The sequence below is a fragment of the Bacillus sp. 103mf genome, assembly GCF_900116295.1.
Classification (GTDB): domain Bacteria; phylum Bacillota; class Bacilli; order Bacillales; family Bacillaceae_G; genus Bacillus_A; species Bacillus_A bruguierae.
In genome coordinates this window covers 49,075-65,798 of the sequence record NZ_FPAF01000005.1, presented here as the reverse complement: position 1 = coordinate 65,798, position 16,724 = coordinate 49,075, and the positions used below count along the sequence as shown (strand labels likewise).

Annotated in this window: 20 protein-coding genes and 1 pseudogene; 4 read left to right on the top strand and 17 right to left on the bottom strand. The window is 34.4% G+C overall.

Going from position 1 to position 16,724, the window contains the following annotated elements:
- Positions 1–366: 366 nt before the first annotated feature.
- Complete coding sequence (locus BM350_RS14115) at positions 367–819, top strand: class I SAM-dependent methyltransferase (protein WP_090911633.1); 453 nt, start codon at positions 367–369, stop codon at positions 817–819.
- A gap of 60 nt (positions 820–879) precedes the next feature.
- On the opposite strand, the gene BM350_RS14110 is transcribed toward BM350_RS14115, so the two are convergent.
- The 9 genes from BM350_RS14110 to asnB all read right to left on the bottom strand — a co-directional run bounded on the left by BM350_RS14110 (position 880) and on the right by asnB (position 9,259).
- Positions 880–1,428: a cysteine hydrolase family protein gene (locus tag BM350_RS14110; RefSeq protein WP_090911635.1), complete on the bottom strand. Its 549-nt coding sequence runs from the start codon at positions 1,426–1,428 to the stop codon at positions 880–882.
- A 131-nt stretch (positions 1,429–1,559) separates the two neighbouring features.
- The gene (locus BM350_RS14105; RefSeq protein ID WP_090911637.1) at positions 1,560–2,048 is read right to left on the bottom strand and encodes a putative periplasmic lipoprotein; all 489 of its coding nucleotides are present in this window, start codon (positions 2,046–2,048) and stop codon (positions 1,560–1,562) included.
- A gap of 257 nt (positions 2,049–2,305) precedes the next feature.
- A complete protein-coding gene (locus BM350_RS14100; RefSeq protein WP_090911639.1) occupies positions 2,306–2,953 on the bottom strand; it encodes a nitroreductase family protein in 648 nt (215 codons plus the stop codon).
- 423 nt (positions 2,954–3,376) lie between these two features.
- Positions 3,377–4,252 (bottom strand): D-amino-acid transaminase, encoded by an 876-nt coding sequence (dat, locus tag BM350_RS14095; RefSeq protein ID WP_090911641.1) that lies wholly within the window; start codon positions 4,250–4,252, stop codon positions 3,377–3,379.
- Positions 4,253–4,859: 607 nt separating this feature from the next.
- A complete protein-coding gene (locus tag BM350_RS14090; protein ID WP_090911643.1) occupies positions 4,860–5,846 on the bottom strand; it encodes an N-acetylmuramoyl-L-alanine amidase in 987 nt (328 codons plus the stop codon).
- A gap of 105 nt (positions 5,847–5,951) precedes the next feature.
- Positions 5,952–6,281: a hypothetical protein gene (locus BM350_RS27570; protein WP_139207584.1), complete on the bottom strand. Its 330-nt coding sequence runs from the start codon at positions 6,279–6,281 to the stop codon at positions 5,952–5,954.
- An 18-nt stretch (positions 6,282–6,299) separates the two neighbouring features.
- Positions 6,300–6,788: a GNAT family N-acetyltransferase gene (locus BM350_RS14080; RefSeq protein WP_090911646.1), complete on the bottom strand. Its 489-nt coding sequence runs from the start codon at positions 6,786–6,788 to the stop codon at positions 6,300–6,302.
- A 16-nt stretch (positions 6,789–6,804) separates the two neighbouring features.
- Complete coding sequence (locus tag BM350_RS14075; RefSeq protein WP_090911648.1) at positions 6,805–7,164, bottom strand: GNAT family N-acetyltransferase; 360 nt, start codon at positions 7,162–7,164, stop codon at positions 6,805–6,807.
- A gap of 193 nt (positions 7,165–7,357) precedes the next feature.
- Entirely contained in the window at positions 7,358–9,259 is a 1,902-nt protein-coding gene (asnB, locus tag BM350_RS14070) for an asparagine synthase (glutamine-hydrolyzing) (RefSeq protein WP_090911650.1), read from the bottom strand.
- A 415-nt stretch (positions 9,260–9,674) separates the two neighbouring features.
- Between asnB and BM350_RS14065 the strand changes: the two genes are divergently transcribed.
- Positions 9,675–10,133, top strand: coding sequence for an Hsp20/alpha crystallin family protein (locus tag BM350_RS14065; RefSeq protein ID WP_090911652.1), 459 nt, complete (start codon positions 9,675–9,677; stop codon positions 10,131–10,133).
- 142 nt (positions 10,134–10,275) lie between these two features.
- Here BM350_RS14065 and BM350_RS14060 read toward each other — a convergent pair whose 3' ends face one another.
- Positions 10,276–10,863: an SCO family protein gene (locus BM350_RS14060; protein WP_090911654.1), complete on the bottom strand. Its 588-nt coding sequence runs from the start codon at positions 10,861–10,863 to the stop codon at positions 10,276–10,278.
- Positions 10,864–10,981: 118 nt separating this feature from the next.
- Positions 10,982–11,440 carry a helix-turn-helix transcriptional regulator gene (locus BM350_RS14055; protein WP_090911656.1) on the bottom strand — a complete coding sequence of 153 codons (459 nt, stop codon included), beginning with the start codon at positions 11,438–11,440 and terminating at the stop codon, positions 10,982–10,984.
- An 88-nt stretch (positions 11,441–11,528) separates the two neighbouring features.
- Here BM350_RS14055 and BM350_RS27565 point away from each other — a divergent pair.
- Positions 11,529–11,665 (top strand): annotated as a pseudogene (locus tag BM350_RS27565) (MBL fold metallo-hydrolase); the annotation flags it as partial.
- Positions 11,666–11,821: 156 nt separating this feature from the next.
- Here the strand turns inward: BM350_RS27565 and BM350_RS14050 are convergent.
- From BM350_RS14050 to tatA, 4 genes are all read right to left on the bottom strand, one after another.
- Positions 11,822–12,664, bottom strand: a complete 843-nt coding sequence (locus tag BM350_RS14050; RefSeq protein WP_090911658.1) for a DegV family protein — start codon at positions 12,662–12,664, stop codon at positions 11,822–11,824.
- A gap of 149 nt (positions 12,665–12,813) precedes the next feature.
- A complete protein-coding gene (locus BM350_RS14045; RefSeq protein WP_139207571.1) occupies positions 12,814–13,065 on the bottom strand; it encodes a DUF2535 family protein in 252 nt (83 codons plus the stop codon).
- 155 nt (positions 13,066–13,220) lie between these two features.
- Positions 13,221–13,976 (bottom strand): twin-arginine translocase subunit TatC, encoded by a 756-nt coding sequence (gene tatC, locus BM350_RS14040; RefSeq protein WP_139207572.1) that lies wholly within the window; start codon positions 13,974–13,976, stop codon positions 13,221–13,223.
- A gap of 122 nt (positions 13,977–14,098) precedes the next feature.
- Positions 14,099–14,263, bottom strand: coding sequence for a twin-arginine translocase TatA/TatE family subunit (gene tatA / locus BM350_RS14035; RefSeq protein WP_035430399.1), 165 nt, complete (start codon positions 14,261–14,263; stop codon positions 14,099–14,101).
- A 193-nt stretch (positions 14,264–14,456) separates the two neighbouring features.
- Between tatA and BM350_RS14030 the strand changes: the two genes are divergently transcribed.
- Positions 14,457–15,113: a PAQR family membrane homeostasis protein TrhA gene (locus BM350_RS14030; RefSeq protein WP_090911660.1), complete on the top strand. Its 657-nt coding sequence runs from the start codon at positions 14,457–14,459 to the stop codon at positions 15,111–15,113.
- Positions 15,114–15,153: 40 nt separating this feature from the next.
- Here the strand turns inward: BM350_RS14030 and BM350_RS14025 are convergent, their stop codons facing one another.
- Together BM350_RS14025 and BM350_RS14020 are read right to left on the bottom strand one after the other, a co-directional pair.
- Entirely contained in the window at positions 15,154–15,873 is a 720-nt protein-coding gene (locus BM350_RS14025; RefSeq protein ID WP_090911662.1) for a lysophospholipid acyltransferase family protein, read from the bottom strand.
- A gap of 113 nt (positions 15,874–15,986) precedes the next feature.
- Positions 15,987–16,622: an FMN-dependent NADH-azoreductase gene (locus tag BM350_RS14020; protein ID WP_090911664.1), complete on the bottom strand. Its 636-nt coding sequence runs from the start codon at positions 16,620–16,622 to the stop codon at positions 15,987–15,989.
- Between the last annotated feature and the right edge of the window lie 102 nt (positions 16,623–16,724).

Here is a 16,724-nt window from a genome sequence, read left to right as displayed (position 1 = left end):
TATAACATTATGAAATTTCTAAATACTACAAATAAAACTCATATCACTATATAAATACAAATTAAAAAATCGACATAAAAACCCTCTTTCTCTCTAGGCAAGCGAGAGCATCTGGCCATCCATAGAATCGGTCAGGGCCTTTTTCTGCCACATGCAAGGTTTAAAAAAAGGAGCAATCGAGTACTGATCATATTGTATTCTGCATAGCAGCGACTTACAAAGAAAAGCGGAGCCGACTGTTTAGGCCCATTGGCTAAGGTTCTTTCACACAGAAGGTGTTTTTTACCTTCTTGTGTGGAAGGTTCTTAGACATGAGGGCCTAGGAGGCAGAGCTAGACAAAGATGTCGAAAAATTAAAATGGAAATATTAAAATACATGGGCATGCAAACGTGCTCGATATAGGTTGCGGCGGTGGAAAAACAATACATACTCTCTCGAAAATGAATCCAAACGGAAACATATATGGTATTGATTATTCCAATCAAGCAGTAGAAAACTCTATCAAAATGAATAAAAAAGATGTGGATTCAGGAAAAGTACTTATAGAACGAGCCAGCGTATCGGCTATGCCTTTTTCAAATCACTTTTTTGATCTTATTACTGCTTTTCAAACGCATTATTTTTGGCCAAATTTAGAGAATGATGTAAAAGAAGTATTTCGGGTATTAAAACCAAATGGCTATTTTCTCATTGTCGCTGAGCTCTATAAAATAAAGTATCATATGAAAAAATTCAAAACAAAAGAAGCTATAGAAAAATTATTGAAAGAAACTGGATTTAGCAACGTAGTATTTCATGAGTATAGAGGTTCAATTTGAATAATTGCAAGAAAATAACGAAACCGCCAGAATTTTTATTTTTCTGGCGGTCGTTTCTTCCTACTTTACTGCAGTTTGCAGACAAGACTTTACATGCTGCAAGGCAAATTCATGCCCTTGTTGATTAAATGAGGCAACTGCTTTTTCGTAAACTACAATGCGGAATCCTTTATTATAGGCATCAATTGCTGTATGTAACACACAAATGTCCGTACAAACACCAACAAGATGCACTTCTTGTATCCCTCTTTCTCTAAGTTTAATTTCTAAATCTGTTCCTGCAAAGGCGCTGTACCGTGTTTTATCCATGTAATATACATTTTCATCATCTTTATGTATTTCGTATAATTTTTGTAATTCACCGTATAAGTCTCTTCCCTTTGTTCCTGCTATATTATGAGGTGGATATAATTGTCTCTCTGGATGATGTAAATCATTTTCTACATGTTTATCAACAGCAAATATTACATAATCTCCATTTTCAATACACTGCTTCGTAATTTCTACAATGTTCTTTTCTATCATTTGCCCAGGTTTACCACACGTTAAAGCTCCATCTTCTGCTACGAAATCATATGTATAATCAATATTAATAAGTGCTCGCTTCATCTTTTCTCTTCCTTTCGTTTCACAGTAAACAATAGAAAACGCGTTATAATGACGTTTTATTACATATTCGACAGGTAAAATGAAAATCCCTATACAAACAAAAGAAACCTGCTTAAAAAGCAGATTTCTTCTTACTGTGCTGGTTTATTTTCAAACTTCGCTTGAACAAAGTTGATTACTTTTCCATTCGGATCATTATTTTCATACTGAATTGCTGTTACGGTATGAATACCTGGTTGTAGTGTCTCTTCTTTTAACGACATTATTGTTTGTGCTAATTTTTTTACTTGGTGCTTGTCTTCAAACTGTTTATCGACGTATATAAATATTTCTTTATCCTCTTGAAAATTCTCAAGTTCAACTTCTACTTGTTGAATAAGCGTATCTTTTTTAATAAATACGACAGGTATATTCCCATTTTCCGATGTACCATCTGGTGTAACAACTTTTACTTTTCCTTCACCAACTGAAGTTACTCCCTCTGGGAATGAATATTTTATTTCTTGCTGTGCATTAACAACTCGTTCTTGTTGTTTTTCTTCTTTGACGTTATTTTCTTCTGTTACTCCACAACCAACTAACAACATAACAGATAATCCAGTGACTATGAATTTTTTCAAAATCCATTCCCCCTGTATCTCAATGTATAATTTATTATACAAGAATAACTCTTAAATATATACACTTATTACTTTCATAAACAAATTCTCTACTTATATCATTAACTGTACCACACTTATTCCCTGTTTATCACCATTATTTCTTCAAGAAATTTTTAGTAAATCTTTTTTACTATTCATTTCCACAAAAAAATAATCTTAGCCCTTATAACTAAGATTATTTCAACTTTTCTCTTCTTACTAACGAAGAGTTCATTTTATCGAATAAACTTCGTAATTTCCGCTACTTCTTTTCGAGCTAATTTTTTTGGCTGTTCTTTCGGATGTCCTAATGCAATCACCATATTGATTTGTTTATCAGATCCAATTTCTAAGTAGTCTCTTAGCTCGTTCTGTGCTAATAACACCGGTCCTGTCATCGGGCATGTACCGAGGCCCCTAGCATGAGCCGCAAGCATTAAGTTTTGCGAGGCTAAGCAACTACTTTTAATGCCTTCCTCTTCCCAAACAGACTCTGGAACAAACTCAATTGGATCAAAAATCTTTTCACGAAATTTAGATTGATATGGGGTTGCTAAACAAATGATTAAAACCGGTGCATCTGAAAATGCTGTTGCATATGGTCCAAAAGAACGAGTCAATAATTTCCCTGCTTTTTCCTCCCCTTTTTGTGCTGCTTCTTCTGCTCGCTTATGTAATTCATTCCATGTCATTTCTTCTATTTCTTTAATTTTGTCACGGTTCATAATAACGACAAATTCCCATGTTTGCGAATTTGTATCACTCGGTGCATATCTCGCACAATCGATAATTTCTTCAATATCTTCCACAGAAACATCTTGCTCTGTAAATTTACGAACGCTGCGACGACCGTGAATAATATCTTTGAATGCTTGATAATCCATATAATTTAAAATCCCCTTTTATAACATTTTCAAAATCCCTGCCAGTCTGATTATATCACATAACAAAAAAAGCTGGACATGTTCCAGCTTTTTACGTATTTTTTCACTTCTAACGTTCAATAAAACGCAGTTTCACTTTCATTCCATTTTCCATCAGCGTATTTGGCTTTGGAAATAATACAATATTTACCTAGTATATATAGCTCGAACAGCATTTTTATAAGATACAGACACATCGAAGAGACGTGCATATAGATATACCATCACTCCCTCATTGAAAGAAAGTACCGATATGCAATGCCTGTTATAAAAATCCTTTAGGATCGTTACTCATCCATGAAGCGATTTTTCTGTCACTTGTTCAAACAACTGTACTGATTCAAGTTACTGGAATGACCGCATTCAAAGTGAAGCCGTAATTTATTAATTGTTCGGCGTTACTTTATTATAAATACTTTCTTTATACGCTTCCTGCAACTTTCTTATAATTGGTTGTTCTCCCGTTTGATACCAATCTCCTCCAATTTGCGTCACTGGTACAATTTCAATGGGTGTAGCTGTAAAAAAACACTCATCTGCACCATATACTTCTGGAAGAGAAAATTGTCGTTCTTCAACAGGAATATTCAACTTCTTTGCTAAAGAAATGACATGATGACGTGTAATTCCATGCAAAATAAATTGGTTCGCAGGGTGTGTAATAAGAGTTCCATTTTTGACAATAAAGAAATTAGAATGACACCCTTCTGTTACAATGCCATTACGAACTAAAATCGCTTCGTAATAGCCTTCTTTTGCAATTTTATTTTTAATCATGATATTCGGAAGTAAATTAAGGGATTTTATATGACAAAAATGCCAACGTATATCCTCGGCAACTGTTGCTTTAATTCCGTTTTCCATCAAAGTATCTGGCCTTGGAAATGGTACGATATTTGCATAGTATGTAGGCTGAAGATTGGACTCGAACAAGTGGTTTCTAGGCTGTACACCTCTTGAAATTTGAATATATACATTTCCATCCTCTTTAAATTCATTTTTCTCAACTAATTGCTGCATTTGATAAATAAATTCTTCTTTTGTAAAGGGCGGTTCTAATTCAATTGCTTTCATAGATTGAAAAAAACGATCTAAATGGAGATCTAATAAATGAGGCTTCCCATCATATAAACGAAATACTTCATATACTCCATCTCCAAACTGTAATCCTCGCTCATCTAATGAAATCATTTGCTCTTTCTCTCTCGTATTTATCATACTTCCATTAAGTAATATCCAATCTTTATAAGTACTGTACATTGTTCCTCGCCTCCTCTTCCTATATACCCCCATTGTATAATTTAATCCACTTAAAAAGAAGGAATTTTCTAACTATTACACAACAAAATATTCTCTCCATTTACTAGCTATATTGAATTTTCTTTTTCAACATATACCCAAATGTTCTTACCCACCTACTAATAACCTATGTTATTAGTAATTATTTTTTTCAAAAAGACTTGCTCATATTGGATATCAAAACATAAAATATGAGACGCAAACTATTTGTTCTCATTATTTTTATCTCCTAAAAAGGAGGGAATAACTTGGGGTTTCTTGAGGGATATAATAATTTCAGTGGAGCATTTTCTCCTCTAATAGTTCGTTCAATTCATTTTTATGGCCAGCGGTGGAAACAAAGAGTTCACAAAAAACAACGCCTAATACTGCGAACAAATAAAAGAAGACGGTATTATCTAAAGAAATTGCCATGATGAAAAGTCTCAATAGAAAAACTCTCTACTCAAAAAACACCTAGGATCTCTTGTAAAATACAAGAAACCCTAGGTGTTTTTATATACGTTCACTTCATTTGGCAAAGTTAAAATCAAAAGAACCTATAGAACATGGATTCTTTCCTTCCAACTTAATATGAAGTGTATTTAATATAAGAGGGGTCATAATAAATCCACTGACTCGCTCCAAGATCAAGCCAACTGTTTTGGTATTGATATACTACATATGATTCTGGTGCATTTAATTGACGAATAACTGAAGCGCTCGTTGATGGTCCTGTTCTTAAGTTGATATTGGTTCCGCGAATTTCGGCTACACCAATCGGACTTCCATCTTGATTTCTATACTTTGTATATTGCATATAAGATGGATCGTAATAAATCCACTGACTCGCTCCAAGATCTAACCATCCATTACTCTCATTAAAAACAACATACGATTCCGGTGCATTTAATTGACGAATAACTGAATAACTTGTTGAGGGACCTGTTCGTAAATTTACGTTCGTTCCAAGAATATTTACTACACCAATCGCTTGTGGATCTGGTGCTGGAGGATTCGGGTTCTCTTTCGCAGACAATCCCATAATATTTGCAATCCCCTTTGTATACGCTTGACACAAATCTTCAATGAACTGTTGATTTTTTAGTAAATTTGCATCTAACGTCGTATCAATAAATGCTGTTTCTGTTAAGAGAGCGTCCATTGCTGTTTCTCTTAATACCGCATAATCCGCTGCTTTAGCACCGCGGTCTTGCAATCCATATTGATTTAAAACAGTGCGAACAGCTTCATGCATTTTCGCTTGTTTCATAGCCGCGGAACTACCGCTTGGGAGGCCATTATAAATATAATCTTCATAGCCTGTCCCGCCACCACTATTAATATGAAATGAAATGAAGAAATCTGCATTATATGAATTAGCGATATTTGCCCGTTCTGATAACGCTACGAATACATCACTATCACGTGTCATCTCAATGTCCACATAATAAGTTGCTAGTAAAATATCGCGAACACGCTGCGCAATTTGTAACGTGAGATTCTTTTCTTCTAAACCATTTCCAACAGCACCCGAGTCATATCCGCCATGTCCTGCATCAATGACAAGTTTCATCACTCAATCCCTTTCTTTCCCCTTCATTCTAAAGCATATATTATATGCTCGTCCTATTTTATTCATAGAACTGATAGAATGTGACAATGATAGACAAAAACCATCTTATGAAAGACGGTTTCCATCATCTCGATTCAACCAATTTAAAATCAAAATATAAGTTTGATAGTGGACATATCTCAGAAAAAATAGACAACATAAGATTCCCATTCCGATGCAACTATATAGCAAACCTAATTTCAAAAAAATTTCAATGGTTGGTGGAAAAAGAGTGACTTTTTGCAAAATATATAGCATAAAAAATAACATTAAAAATAATGGGAAATACTGCAATTCATATGGTGTACGTCTCTTACTTAATATATTTCTTATAAATAATTGAAAGAGCTCTGCAAACAAAAAGCAGCCAAGAATTACCATAAGTGTTAGTGTCATCCCCATATACTTCCCACCTTATTTTATAATGTACTGATAAAACAACACATCTTGCCACTCATCAAACTTATAACCTACTTCTTGAAAACATCCTACATATGTAAATCCTATCTGTTCATGTAGCTTCACACTTATATCGTTTCCCTTTGTAATCCCAGCAATAATAGTATGATGAGCTGCCTCTTCTGCCAATTGAAGTATGTGCCCTATCAATTTCTTCGCTACACCTTTCCCGCGCGCTTGTTTTTCCACATATACTGAAATTTCTACTGTTTGCTTATATGCTTCTTTTTCGCGAAATGGTGATAAAGAGCAATACCCAAGCACAATACCATCGTCTTCAGCAACGATGACTGGATACATTTCATTATGCGCATCAAACCACATATTCATTTCTGCTAATGTCTTCTCTTGTAAATCAAATGTAGCGGTTGTATGGATAATTGCATCATTATATATATGTAAAATTGTTTTTACGTCTTCTTTATATGCGCTGCGAATTTCCATTTCTTCGTCTCCCCCGTTACACTTTCTTTATGTAAACATGATTATTTTGTTGAAAACCAAGTTGTTCAAAAAATGATTCTATTCTTTCATTTTTATTTATAAATGTGATTTGAATCTCCTTCACATGCTCTCTTTTTACTATCTCCTCAAACGTGTAATAAGCATTTGTTCCATATCCGTATCCCTCATAATCGTGATGAATAAGAAGATACGATAATATCGCTTTCTCTTGTTTCACAGTGTAGTCAACAACACCTATATATGTATCATCTGCTTTTATACAATACGCTACATCTTGAATTGGTAGATCATGAGAAGAAAACATTTCTTTTACTACTAGTTTTGTTTCGCCTGTTACTTTTTCAAACATTAACATATTTATTTCACTCCTTATTATTGTATCAAACAGGACAAGTATTTATGAAAAAAACCTTAAGATAGCAATGCTATCTTAAGGTTTTCACTTTATCCCGCTATTCGCGGGCAGTAATACTCCCGCCTCAAAATTCAGCGGAAGCAAAGAAGTAAGGTGGGGGATAAAGCCCCCGCCCACTGATTAAAGTTTCACTTTATACTAAGCTATAAGCGCGCTTTGTTTCTTCGTGAAACGCATTTGTATCATATTTGTGCTCAACAAAAATTTGATGCCATACCATAAATGCAAGTACTGTCCAAATTTTACGGCTGTAATCGCCTTTATCTGCACAATGTGCTTCTAATAAATCTAATACGTACTGCTTATCGATTAAATGCTCTGTTTTGCTTTCTTTAATGATATTTACAGCCCAATCATGCATTTCATCTTTTAACCAGTGACGAATCGGTACTGGGAAGCCTAACTTCTTACGATCTAATACGTGATCCGGTACAATACCACGTACTGCTTCACGTAAAATTGCTTTTGTTGTACCATTTGCAATCTTTAATTCTGTTGGAATTTTAGATGCAACATCAAATACTTCTTTATCTAAGAATGGTACACGAAGTTCTAATGAATGTGCCATTGTCATTTTATCAGCTTTTAATAAAATGTCGCCGCGCAGCCATGTGAACATATCAATGTATTGCATTTTACTTACATCGTCATAGTTCTTGATATCATCATACAACGGCTTCGTAATATCCATGTAATTCACACTCTCATTGTAGTGCTTCATAAGTGCTGCTTTTTCTTCTTCACGGAAGATTTTCGCATTTCCATAGTAACGCTCTTCAATCGGTGTACATCCGCGCTCTAAGAAGCTTTTTCCTTTGAATCCTTCTTTTAATGCACCACTTAACGCTTTTAATACACGTTTTCCTGGGCTAGGGATGTAAGAGAACATTTTTAAAGAGTTTGGCTCACGATAAATGTTATATCCGCCAAACAACTCATCTGAACCTTCCCCAGAAAGAACAACTGTTACATGTTTACGTGCTTCTTTTGCAACGAAGTACAATGGTACAGCTGCTGGATCCGCTAATGGATCATCCATATGCCACATAATTTTTGGGAATTCATCCATGAATTCTTGTGGTGTTACGAATACGCTATAGTTTTTTACACCTAATTTTTCTGCTGTTTCTTTCGCTACGTCAACCTCACTAAAACCACGACGTTCAAAGCCTACAGAGAAAGTTAATAGATTTGGATTCATTTCTTTTGCGATAGACGCGATAATCGATGAATCGATACCGCCAGATAAGAATGAACCTACTGGTACATCACTACGCATATGCATTTTCACAGAATCGTATAACACGTCACGAATTGCCTGAATATGCTCTTCTTTCGTCGCATCAGATGCATTGAAATATGGTTGCCAATAACGACGGATTTCCATCTTTTTACCAAGCTCTTTTACAAAGTAGTGACCTGGCTCAATTTTGTTAATATCAACTGTTAACGTTTCAGGCTCAGGAGCATATTGATACGTAAAGTAGTGTTGCAGAGAAGCTGGATTTACCCCTTTATCTTCCATCACATGTAAGATACTTTTCTTTTCAGATGCAAAGAATGTTGTATCCTCGTGCTGTGCAACATAAAGCGGTTTAATACCGAAATGATCACGCGCACCGAAAAGTTTTTTCTCTTCGCGATCCCAAATCATAAATGCAAACATACCACGAAGATAATCTACACATTTTTCTTTCATATGAGCATATAATGCAATGATTACTTCTGTATCAGATTGTGTCGCAAATGTTGCACCTTTTTCAAGAAGCATTTCGCGAAGCTCTACATAGTTATAAATTTCACCATTAAAAATAATTACATAACGATCATTTTCATACGTTAACGGCTGATGTCCTGCCTCTAAGTCAATAATACTTAAACGGCGGAAGCCAAATTGTACGTGTTCATCACGGAAGTACCCTTCATCGTCTGGACCACGGTGAAAGATAATCGTATTCATATTTTCAAATTGATGTTTTTCTTCTGCCGAAAACCCTCTAGGGTTTTCACATAAACATCCTACAAAACCACACATACTTTCTTACCCTCTTTCGGTTTTCATTCTTTTTCTATACTACTATATCAACCCTATTTATACTAGCATAATCATAGCAATATGGCGACAAAAAGTACATAAATCCATTTTGTTTTTTTCAACATATAAGTCACTACTTTGTAGAACAAAACATGACCGCTACTTGCTTTCACCCTTTATTTTATACATGTGATAGGAAAAGGACCTGACCGCTTGCTTCTATGTATAGTCAGATGCTCCCGCCCCCCCTAAAAAGAAAGGGTTTTTTTATGTCGTTTTTTCAATTTGTATTTATATACTTAAAACACTTCTATTCTTACCCTATCTTTCAATTTCTTACTTAGCTAAAAAACATCCTCACATTTAGGCTTTTTTTTCATATGATATTTCAAATTTATCTTTAGGAGGAGAAATTATGAGTGATGAAAAAAAACCTTCACGTCCACAATTTCGAAGTTACTTAAAACAAATTGATGACTTTTTCGAACAAACTCCGCTTCGTGATGTTATTGCTGATATGAACCACTTTTTCCAAAAAGGAAACCGTTTAGTAACATTTCCAGTTGATTTATTTGAAGTGGAAAAGGACATTGTTATAAAAGCTGAACTTCCTGGTATTCAAAAACAACAGATTCAAGTTGAAATACAAGGTGAATACTTAAAAATTGCCGTGAAAGAAGATGTTTTAGACGAAGAAATGAACGAATCATATAATTATTATCGCCGCGAACGCACAATGTCAGAAGCTTCTCGCGTTATAAAATTACCGTATCCCATTAACAAAAAGCAAGCAAAAGCTTCTTATCAAAACGGCATTTTAGAAATTCGTGCACCAAAGCTTCCACAGCAACATGATATTTTATCGATTGAATAAGAAAAGAATGCTAAGTTAATCGTCTTCTCTTCAAATAGACAATAATCTAAAAATCCCTCCAGATAAACAATACTGAGTCCATCATACTAAATGGACTCTTTTTTACTGTCTATCCAAAAGGGATAACCAAATTATATCCTTATTATCGTGTTAAACGCCTAATATCACGTAATATATCATCATATGGTGTATTATTCATTCCACTATATTCCTTCATCACTTTTCCGTTTTGATCCACTAAGTAAAATTTTGTACCGTGTAGAACTTGATCTTGATTATCTGGTTTATCAACTAACGTTTTAAAATTATTTTTCGCAAATTTCTCGATGTCATCCTGCGAATAACCTGTTAACAAATTCCAATTCTTTGTATCATCAGTAAATTTCTGCACAAATGCTTTTAACTTTTCAGGCTTATCTACCTCTGGATCAACACTAAATGATACAAATTGAACATCTAGTTTTTCTTCTTTTGCCAATCTTTGCAGCTTCGCCATATTCGCTGTCATCGGCGGACATACTGTTTGACAGCTTGTAAATACAAGATCTGCTACCCACACTTTTCCTTTTAAATCTTTTGTACCAAATTTTTCACCATTTTGATTTATGTATTGAAAACTTTCAACATCCCAATTTAACGGATCTCGAAGTTTCGATCCTGAACTACATCCAGCTAAAAGTAGCAAGCAAAAAGCGGCAAGAATACCAATCCATTTTTGATATCGCTTCATTCTAGAACACCCTTCTCTCTTTCAATTTCTTCTATCCCATACTAACGAGCAGTAAAGGCCTCCTACTAACGGAAGTTTCACTTTATTGTAACAAAGGTAAACACTATGAGGAAACTGTTTACTTCACTTGTTCACTAAATCGTACTAATTTTTCAATTGCTTCTTCTTTATGAAATGTACTAAACCACCTATAATTTTCACCGTCTAAAATTCGATAATGTTGACTAACAATGTTTTGTTGTAAACAGAAATCTCCTCTTTTCTCAATCTCTTTCCACCATATATGTCCACCCATCGTTTTTTCTTTTTTATACTCCATTTGATGGTGAGCGATTGTTTGGACAACTTCAAGAGCAGAGCCTCCAAATGCAGACTGCACGATTTCGCTACTTTGAAACAAGGCACATATCGCAACAACAGTCGTCCACGAAGGCAAAATGCGCTCTTTTTCAATTTGAACAAGCGTCTTTTTAGAAAGACCTAAAATCTCTGCCATTTCTTCTTGTGTATAATTATATTCTGTTCGAACCAACTTCATTTTTTTCGCAATTATTAGTACGACTTCGTCTTTATTCATTTGAACACCCCTTCTTACTATGTAAATAGTGTCTTATTGTATTTTTATACTTTTTTAATACTTAGTCAATTTTCTTTCCTTTTGTGTTTTTCAAGAAATTTGAGATTACTTTACAATTGATATTGCCCTCATGCCAATTGGAGTTTATGAGCCTGAATGGTTTCGCATATTTCCCTAGAAACAGCCGTGCGAGCATTTTTAGCCATGAAGGAAAAACATTTTATTTTTTGAGAAAACATATACAGCCTCTTCTCCTTTCGTTCAAGGAAAAAAGTAGATAGAGAAAATTTGTATGTATAGCACGCAAAATCAGTGCCTGTTTATGATTAATATGTATCCTGCACGAAAAAAGCTACTTGAATATAATCAAGTAGCTTTTTCCTATTCTGCAAAATAAGAGAATCCAATTGCGCCAACGCCTGTATGTGTACTAATAACCGGTGTTGTAAAGAAGATTTCTGATTGTGTAAATCCACTGATCTTTTCAACTGCTTCTTTCATTTTCTGCGCTAACGGTAATGATTTTGCATGTGGAATCGCAACTGCTTTTACTGTCTTACCAGCTATATCTTCTTCAAATATTTTCGCTAATGTTTTTACGATTTGTCCTTGACTACGTACCTTAGCAATCGGATTATAGACTCCGTCCTCAATACCAGCAATTGGCTTAATATTTAATAAAGACCCGATCATTGCTTTTCCTTTACCGATACGACCGCCTTTCACAAGGTTTTCTAACGTATCAACAACAACGAATAAACGTGTGTTTTTTCTAACTTGTTCAATACGTTTTAAAATTTCTTCTAAAGAACGACCTTCTTGTGCCATTTTCGCTGCTTCAATTACTTGATAAGCCAAAGCATGACTAATAAATAAAGAATCCACTACTGTTACTTTTGTATCTGTCATCGTTGTTGCACTATTTGCCGTTGCAACTGATCCGCTTAATCCATTTGTTAAGTGAATCGAAAGAACTTGACTGCCGTCCTCTCCTAAGCGATCATACATTTCTACAAATGAACCAACTGCTGGTTGCGATGTTTTAGGTAATTCTTCTGATTTTTGCATTTCTTCAATAAACTCATCTGGTTGTAAATCTACGCGATCTAAATAAGTTTGTCCGTTCACAGAAATTGATAATGGAATAACATGAATATCATATTTCTCAATCACATCTGGTGATAAATCCGACGTTGAGTCTGTGACAATTTTAATTTTTTGCATGTTTTATTTCTTCCCTTTCCACTACGCTCTCCCTGTTATTATACTAGTATTCCCACTGCTTTCAACAGTTTAAGGTAATTTTCTGACGAAATTCTTGTTTTTTATGTCTAAAAAAGAAAACGGTAGAGCACTTTTGCTCCGCCGTTTTCTTATGCATTTTTCTCTAACGTATTTATTTCATATACATTTGAATAATCATTCCATTTTAAGCAATTCTGCAAATATTCTCGAAATGAGTACGAAAACCTTGGTTGGTTTTGTTTTTGAATTTTAGAAATAAAGAGCTGAAGACGCGACTGAATTTGAAACGCTAATGGGTGCTGTGTTTGTAGCACAGGGATTTCAACCACCTTTACACATTTTCCTGTTGGATGAGTGAAATAAAAACTCTTCATAATCACGATATCAATCCTCTTTTTTTTTGGATTTATAATGTTAGTATAAACCGACAAAGGCAAAAAGTTTGTCTAAATTTTGGAGAAGCATTAATTTTTTTCTTTTTTATATTGTATACGCTTACACTAATAGTATAACAAAGAAATAAAAAAAGTGCCCGTCATAAAGAGGCACTTTTCGATGAAGATTGCAATTCTCGTTTTACCTTTCTTTTATATACAATTTTTGACATTGTAATACTTAATTCATAAATTACCAACAATGGAATTGCTACGGAAAAATCTGAAATAAAGTCAGGTGGTGTAATGCACACCGCAATGATAATTAATATAAAATACGCATATCTTCTAATTTTTTGTAGTGCTACTGGATTTAAAATTCCAATACTTGTTAAAAACATGGTTACAACAGGTAATTCAAAAATCACAGCAAATGGTACAGTCATGTTCATAACAAAAGAAAAATATTTCTCTGTTGTAAACATTGTTTGAAACATTTCATCACCAAGACTAACCAAAAAGTTCAGTACAAATGGTAGGATAATAAAATATCCGAAACATAGTCCACCAATGAATAATATAAATAATCCTGGTACGTATAATAACGTCATTTTCCGCTCATTTGGAAGCAATGCTGGCTTGACGAATAACCAAAGCTGCAGGGCTGCAATTGGAATGGTGCATACGATTGAAAACACAGCCGCAATAACAAAATAAATCCATAAAATATCGCTCGGTCCAAGAACTGTTAATTTCATATGTAAATCTTTTACAATAAAACTATAAATCTCTTTCGTATAAGAAAAACCAATAATAAGGAAAAATAAAAATGCCACTGCTGTAATAAGAAGTCGTTTTCGCAACTCTCCAAGATGATCTACTATGCTCATTTCGTGATCGTTCATATTCTCACCCATTTCTCTGGTCACTGAAAAAAAGATGCAAGCTTCTCTTACATCTTTAGTCCCTCACAAACGGACATAGGCATCCGTTTGATTCGACTAACAATCAGCAGGAACTTCCCCTACTGATAAAAACTTCATTTTTTCTCATCTATATCATCATGCAAACCTTTTGCAGATTTTTTAAATTCTTTTAAGGTTTCTCCAAACGCTCGTCCAATTTCTGGTAATTTTTTTGGTCCAAAAATAATTAATGCTAAAATTAAAATTAAAATCAATCCTGGAAACCCAATATTCGGCATACTGCTTCCCCCTTATTTTCAATTAACTTCATTTTGTCAAAAAAGTCTGTAAACGTCAATGTATCCGCTATCTTTTGTCGAAAAAATTTGAAAATATAAATTTTGTACATTTTTCATTTCCTATTCCTTTTGTATATGATATGGTGAAAGAAACTATATTCCTCATTGGACTACATGAGAAAGGAGTCGAAACATGACTCAAAAAATAACTCGAATGACTCAGTTTGTTAAAGAAGAAATCGCAAATGCAATTACACATGGCATTGGTGCCATTTTAAGTATCCCTGCGTTAATTATTTTAATTATTCACGCATCAAAACATGGAACTGCATCAGCAGTTGTAGGATTTACTGTATACGGTGTTAGCATGCTTATACTGTATGTATGTTCAACACTATTACATAGTATCCATCATCCAAAAGTAGAAAAATTATTTACTATTTTAGATCACTCTGCCATCTATATATTTATCGCTGGCACATATACACCATTTTTACTCGTTACTCTGCGCGGACCAATAGGCTGGACATTACTTGCGATTATATGGACACTTGCAATTGCAGGAATCATTTTCAAAATATTTTTTGTACGTCGCTTTATTAAACTATCAACCTTATTTTACGTCCTAATGGGATGGCTCATTATCGTTGCTATTAAACCATTATATGAAAACTTAACAGGTAGCGGCTTCACATTATTATTAATTGGCGGAATTTTATATTCTGTCGGTGCCATCTTCTTCCTGTGGGAGAAACTCCCGTTTAATCATGCGATTTGGCACCTCTTTGTATTAGGTGGAAGCACGATGATGTTTTTCTGCGTATTATTTTATGTATTACCTGTAGCATAAAAAAGGTCTCAGCTTTTACTGTAGCTGAGACCTTTTTTACTCACTTTTTTAGCTGACTTGCAATGATATCTTGCGTATATTTCGTTAATTCTTTAATATCCATATTTTGATATTGTTCTGCTGTAATTGGTTTCGAAATTGTGATCGTTGCATGCGCCGGCTTCATTCGATTGCCATTCGCTTCAAACATCTTATAAGTTCCGTCCAATGTTACAGGTAAAATCGCTACACCTGCTTTTACAGCAAGATGAAAACTACCAGCCTTAAATTCTCCCATTGTATCACCCTTGCTACGAGTGCCTTCTGGGAAGATAACGATAGAGTGCCCTTGTTTTAACAACTCAATCCCATCTTTAATCGCTTGTAACGATTGACGGCGATTCTTGCGATCCATAAATACACAACTCATCATTTCCATCCACGTTGATACAATTGGAAATTTTTTAATTTCCGCTTTTGAAACGAATCCAATTGGTTTATTTAAATAACCTAGTAAAACTGGAATATCCATGTCACTTTGATGATTACTTACAACGAGTACCGGTTTATCTTGTGGTACATTTTCCAGTCCATTTACTTGTACTGTTGATCCAGCTACACGAACCATCTTCTTGCCAAACCAATTTGTTGTTTTATACACCAGCTGATCTTTTTCTTGCGGTGATAGTGTATGTACCTTTCGTTTTATACGCCACATTCTTGGCGTAATACCAATTACAATTAAAATTAAGTACAAAATCTTAAAAAATGTTTGAATCATATAGAACCCCCACATATTGTCATTCCGTTTTTCATTATACTAGACAAACGAAGGAAAAAGAAGAAAAAATGTCCAAACGGCAAGCGTTTGGACATTTTTCATAATATGATAGATTAAAATTGTTTTGCTAACTCTTGTGCTTTTTCAATAGCTCGTTCTTTAATTTCAGGTGCTTGCGTAGGATTTGCACTCATACCTTCTACAGCAATATATTCTACATCCGTTACACCCATGAAGCCTAGCATTGCTTTTAAGTGGTTTCGACCAAAGTCCATTGCTGCGTATGGTCCTTCAGAATATACGCCGCCTGTTGCTTGGATATGAAGAGCTTTTTTACCTTCTAATAAACCAATTGGACCATTTTCAGTATATTTAAATGTTTTACCTGCTATTGATAGGTTATCTAAGTATGCTTTTACAACTGGTGGATAGCTCAAATTCCACATTGGTGTTACAAATACATATTTGTCTGCGTGCATAAACGTTTCTAAGTTTCCGTTCATTGCTGCAATTTTTTGTTGTTGGCTTTCACTTAATGTTTCAAAGCCTTCTCCTGCCCCAAGTTTTCCCCAAGCAGCAAGCACTTCACCATCAATTGCAGGTACATTTGTATGGAATAAATCAATTGTTATAACCTCATCTTGTGGATTAGCTTGTTTGTAAGCTTCAATAAACGCTTCTCCTACCGCCATACCGAATGATACTTCTACTGGATTTGGATTTGCCGTAATAAATAATACTTTTGTCATGTTCATTTCTCTCCCTTGTTCATAAATATCTTCAATTTGAGATTTTTAATATAAAAAGTAAATCACTTACCTTACGTAAGTAATAATACCTAATTAATATTT

Bases quoted from the DNA above. Each gene is read 5' to 3' on its own strand.
- tatC (WP_139207572.1), bottom strand. From the start codon at position 13,976: ATGGGTGAGAATATGAACGATCACGAAATGAGCATAGTAGATCATCTT.
- asnB (WP_090911650.1), bottom strand. From the start codon at position 9,259: ATGTGTGGTTTTGTAGGATGTTTATGTGAAAACCCTAGAGGGTTTTCG.
- BM350_RS14020 (WP_090911664.1), bottom strand. From the start codon at position 16,622: ATGACAAAAGTATTATTTATTACGGCAAATCCAAATCCAGTAGAAGTA.
- BM350_RS14090 (WP_090911643.1), bottom strand. From the start codon at position 5,846: ATGAAACTTGTCATTGATGCAGGACATGGCGGATATGACTCGGGTGCT.
- BM350_RS14060 (WP_090911654.1), bottom strand. From the start codon at position 10,863: ATGAAGCGATATCAAAAATGGATTGGTATTCTTGCCGCTTTTTGCTTG.
- BM350_RS14100 (WP_090911639.1), bottom strand. From the start codon at position 2,953: ATGGATTATCAAGCATTCAAAGATATTATTCACGGTCGTCGCAGCGTT.
- BM350_RS14075 (WP_090911648.1), bottom strand. From the start codon at position 7,164: ATGTTAATGTTTGAAAAAGTAACAGGCGAAACAAAACTAGTAGTAAAA.
- tatA (WP_035430399.1), bottom strand. From the start codon at position 14,263: ATGCCGAATATTGGGTTTCCAGGATTGATTTTAATTTTAATTTTAGCA.
- BM350_RS14030 (WP_090911660.1), top strand. From the start codon at position 14,457: ATGACTCAAAAAATAACTCGAATGACTCAGTTTGTTAAAGAAGAAATC.
- BM350_RS27570 (WP_139207584.1), bottom strand. From the start codon at position 6,281: ATGACACTAACACTTATGGTAATTCTTGGCTGCTTTTTGTTTGCAGAG.
- BM350_RS14055 (WP_090911656.1), bottom strand. From the start codon at position 11,440: ATGAATAAAGACGAAGTCGTACTAATAATTGCGAAAAAAATGAAGTTG.
- dat (WP_090911641.1), bottom strand. From the start codon at position 4,252: ATGTACAGTACTTATAAAGATTGGATATTACTTAATGGAAGTATGATA.
- BM350_RS14065 (WP_090911652.1), top strand. From the start codon at position 9,675: ATGAGTGATGAAAAAAAACCTTCACGTCCACAATTTCGAAGTTACTTA.
- BM350_RS14110 (WP_090911635.1), bottom strand. From the start codon at position 1,428: ATGAAGCGAGCACTTATTAATATTGATTATACATATGATTTCGTAGCA.
- BM350_RS14050 (WP_090911658.1), bottom strand. From the start codon at position 12,664: ATGCAAAAAATTAAAATTGTCACAGACTCAACGTCGGATTTATCACCA.
- BM350_RS14025 (WP_090911662.1), bottom strand. From the start codon at position 15,873: ATGATTCAAACATTTTTTAAGATTTTGTACTTAATTTTAATTGTAATT.
- BM350_RS14080 (WP_090911646.1), bottom strand. From the start codon at position 6,788: ATGGAAATTCGCAGCGCATATAAAGAAGACGTAAAAACAATTTTACAT.